Source organism: Coleofasciculus sp. H7-1, from assembly GCF_057473865.1.
Map to the genome: position 1 here is coordinate 1 of NZ_JBYCCT010000079.1, position 3,138 is coordinate 3,138.

General features: G+C 45.0%; 6 protein-coding genes. 5 read left to right on the forward strand and 1 reads right to left on the reverse strand.

The features are described from left to right. Positions 1-212: 212 nt before the first annotated feature. From AC2VDX_RS23145 to AC2VDX_RS23165, 5 genes are read left to right on the forward strand one after another with little or no spacing between them, the layout of a single operon-like run. Positions 213-431, forward strand: a complete 219-nt coding sequence (locus AC2VDX_RS23145; RefSeq protein ID WP_378184062.1) for a hypothetical protein — start codon at positions 213-215, stop codon at positions 429-431. A gap of 3 nt (positions 432-434) precedes the next feature. Continuing rightward, entirely contained in the window at positions 435-755 is a 321-nt protein-coding gene (locus AC2VDX_RS23150; protein ID WP_378184064.1) for a hypothetical protein, read from the forward strand. A gap of 19 nt (positions 756-774) precedes the next feature. Beyond that, positions 775-1,200 (forward strand): hypothetical protein, encoded by a 426-nt coding sequence (locus AC2VDX_RS23155; protein ID WP_378184066.1) that lies wholly within the window; start codon positions 775-777, stop codon positions 1,198-1,200. A 50-nt stretch (positions 1,201-1,250) separates the two neighbouring features. Further along, positions 1,251-1,907, forward strand: a complete 657-nt coding sequence (locus tag AC2VDX_RS23160; protein ID WP_378184068.1) for a nucleotidyl transferase family protein — start codon at positions 1,251-1,253, stop codon at positions 1,905-1,907. Positions 1,908-1,932: 25 nt separating this feature from the next. Further along, positions 1,933-2,391 (forward strand): SitI3 family protein, encoded by a 459-nt coding sequence (locus AC2VDX_RS23165; protein ID WP_378184070.1) that lies wholly within the window; start codon positions 1,933-1,935, stop codon positions 2,389-2,391. Between the two features lie 630 nt (positions 2,392-3,021). On the opposite strand, the gene AC2VDX_RS23170 is transcribed toward AC2VDX_RS23165, so the two are convergent. Continuing rightward, a partial coding sequence (locus AC2VDX_RS23170; protein WP_378184072.1) for an element excision factor XisI family protein occupies positions 3,022-3,138 on the reverse strand: 117 nt, incomplete at its 5' end.

Genomic DNA, 3,138 nt, shown 5'->3' on the forward strand with positions numbered 1-3,138 from the left:
CAACGCTATCCTATACCCCAACAAAGTGCTTGCCTGACTTGTCGGTAATCTCCGGAGAGGATGTCAACAAGTGCGATCGCGCCCTAGTCACAAGTCGGGCAAGCTCCTGTGAGGAATTGAGTGCGATAGGGAAGCGCCGACCTGTCAGTTCGCTCTTTTATTATCTGAAATCGTAGAGAGCGATCGCGCTGATTGCAGTTGAGGTTATGAAGATGCGATCGCAAGAGATTATTGCCAAAGCGCGATCGCTCTTTTCTTCCCCCAACAAAACAAACCGGGTTTTTCCGTTCGCGCAGCGTGCCGTAGGCAATCGCCTTTACCTCTTAACCGATATCTTGTGCAAAAACCCGGTTTCTGAACTACAGGCGATCGCACCTCAACCATTCCCCAAAGTTGTGATCGCATCCCTAACAAAAATCCAACCTCCCTAACCCATGCCATCAGGTAACATCCTAACTGCCGCCGATATCCTCAATTTACTTGTCAGTGGAATTGACAAAACCACCTTAGAAACCGAACTCACCGCCTCAGCTTGGATATCCACCCCAGCTAGAGGCGGATCAAAAAGCGGTACCGGCACAATCTGGACTAGCCCAAACAATCAATCTAGCGTCAGAATAATGACTAAACCTGATGATTCATCCTATACCCGCGTTTATAATGGCCCTGGAGGTGGCGCACCGGGAGAACAACCCCTAAACGCATTCGGACAACCTGGAACTCGTGCAGAAACCCATTTTATTCTACTTCCCTAATTTAACCCCAAACCAAACTATGAATTTTGAAGAAATTTGGCAACAATACGACTTTACTGAAGCAGAATTGCTCTCAATGGGATGGCAATTTCCCTATAATTACATCCTCAATCTCAACTACTACTGGGAATTCAATCCAACTAACACAACTTCAGAAATTGCCACCACCGAGCAACCCCTAAAACTTATTCTGAAATCCTGCATTCGGCTTGATATACAACTCAATTCAAATCCTAACGACTTAGAGCTAATCCCGGCTAATCTTGGCACAATTATCGGCTGGGGTAAAGTCACTCCCTCCCCTTGGGTAGAAAACCTCTCGCTTTCCCCTGATGAATGGCTGCATCTATTTTTTGATATCGGTGGAAACAACAAAATTGAAGCACTTTGTCGATCGCTTGTCATCGAACAAATAGCCAAACAATCCTTAGCACTAACTTCGTAATCATTTGAGAAACTAAATCATCAAATATCATCCTATTTGAAGTATGAATTATGATAGCATTATCCCAAAAAACGGCTAAAATTTGGTTGAGCATCACCGAATATCCTTTAGAAGCTATTCCTTCCTCAGCTTATCTTCGTTGCTCCCTGACAACGGCTGTTAAAAACATCCTAGAAAACGGCAACAATTTAGTTATTGCAAAAAGTGTAGATAATCAAGAAAACTTACCTGATATTGAAGTCTTTTTTAACTCAATTCAAACTAGCAACCAGCTTTACAAAGCCTCCCTCTCCCGTCAACTAGCAGCAGACTTACCCCCCGACGTTGAACAAGCCTCCCTCAAAGACGAGCCCAAAGACTGGTTCATCAAAACCGCAGACTTTGGCGACGACTGCGACAGAGTTCTGCAACACCGCGACGGCGAATTCACCCAACTCCTAGAAGACATCGCCCGCTACCATCAAATATTCCAACAAGGCTATGACAAAATCATCCTCTTGCGTCCCCCCACCTACACGGGCTACGATATCCAACTCACCGCCGCCATGCAATGCTTAGGCTACACCAAAGAGCAATTTCAATTCATCATCGTTCAACCGATCAAACTCTACGCCTTCCACAAACCCACCCAGCAAATCCATCCCGTACCAGATCTCCAAGAGATAATTGTGGTAAGGGGTACGACAATTATCCCACTTTTTCCGTAATACTCATGTCTAATAGGAGGTATAAATGTCATTAGACTATGATTTATCCATAGCAACCGATCTGAAGCCGATACAAGCATTACATATTGTGTCCAAAGGGTTTGACCTTGAGTGGGATTCAGCTTCCTCAAATCCCTGCTTGTTTGGTTCAGGAATATTGGTAGGAGCGCACCCTCAGTTAGATATTCGTCAATCTGTTATTGAAGAAGCGTTTGGATTTAGACCGACGATAGATGTGTGGTTTCAGATCAATTCTAATGTGAATTATGAGGGAGGAAAGCATACCTTATTATGGGTAACTATAGAGCTGCTGCGTCAGATTTCAGGAGATGCAGTATTATTATTCAATGGCGAAAGCATAATATTTCAGAGACTCGCAGGACAATTGTTGCTTAATGAAGATTGGCACGATTGGGCTACATCTCATCTTTCAGAAGTGACGCTGCCATTTGAGGTACAGAATCTTCCATCCCCGTTGCTGTAGAGTTTTGATAAAACCATGTCTCAAGTTGGGCTGAAACTTGGAATAGCAATACTTGGAATAATGACATCCACAGCTATGAGTCAATCTCTCGAAGTGGCGAATCTGACCCTAGCACTGACGAATCCGACTATAACTTTTTAAAGGCTGGTGAGCTATATGCACAATCGAAACCAGCATTGCAGCATGGTAATAAATCGCTGAGTTCCGCTCAGTGTGAAGACCTTGCACGCCAAATGAAACAGATTCTCAGTGGAACGGATGATAACAGAGGTGCAATACATTGCTGTGAACTACTCTACAAAAGCGCGGTCGCCAAGAATGCAGAGTTGAGAGTGCGATCGCTTTTAGGAATTAGTGAAAGTGCGATAGCGTTGCGCCGACAAGTCGGTTCGCTCAATTGGGAATTGAGTACGCTCGCATTTGTTATGAGGTAAGAGTGCGATCATTTTTTTGTAGAGTTGAGAATGCGATCGCGCTTTGATTATTGCCAAAGCGCGATCGCTCCTACTTTCCTCCTTCCGAAAGAATATGCGATCGCCTTTTTTCCTCTCATAGAAATAGGCGATCGCCCAACTAGGGTATGCGATCGCGTTGCGCTGACAAGTCAGTTCGCAGTTTGTTTTGCAGATGCTACGCGATCGCGTATCCTGTATGCTCTCGCACTTGGGGCGGATGGAACGCCAGCACAATATGACCTTTAGGCACTCCAGCCGCCACCAGTTCACCCGTGATGCCATCCTCAATGCC

Bases quoted from the DNA above. Each gene is read 5' to 3' on its own strand.
- AC2VDX_RS23145 (WP_378184062.1), top strand. From the start codon at position 213: ATGCGATCGCAAGAGATTATTGCCAAAGCGCGATCGCTCTTTTCTTCC.
- AC2VDX_RS23160 (WP_378184068.1), top strand. From the start codon at position 1,251: ATGATAGCATTATCCCAAAAAACGGCTAAAATTTGGTTGAGCATCACC.
- AC2VDX_RS23155 (WP_378184066.1), top strand. From the start codon at position 775: ATGAATTTTGAAGAAATTTGGCAACAATACGACTTTACTGAAGCAGAA.
- AC2VDX_RS23165 (WP_378184070.1), top strand. From the start codon at position 1,933: ATGTCATTAGACTATGATTTATCCATAGCAACCGATCTGAAGCCGATA.
- AC2VDX_RS23150 (WP_378184064.1), top strand. From the start codon at position 435: ATGCCATCAGGTAACATCCTAACTGCCGCCGATATCCTCAATTTACTT.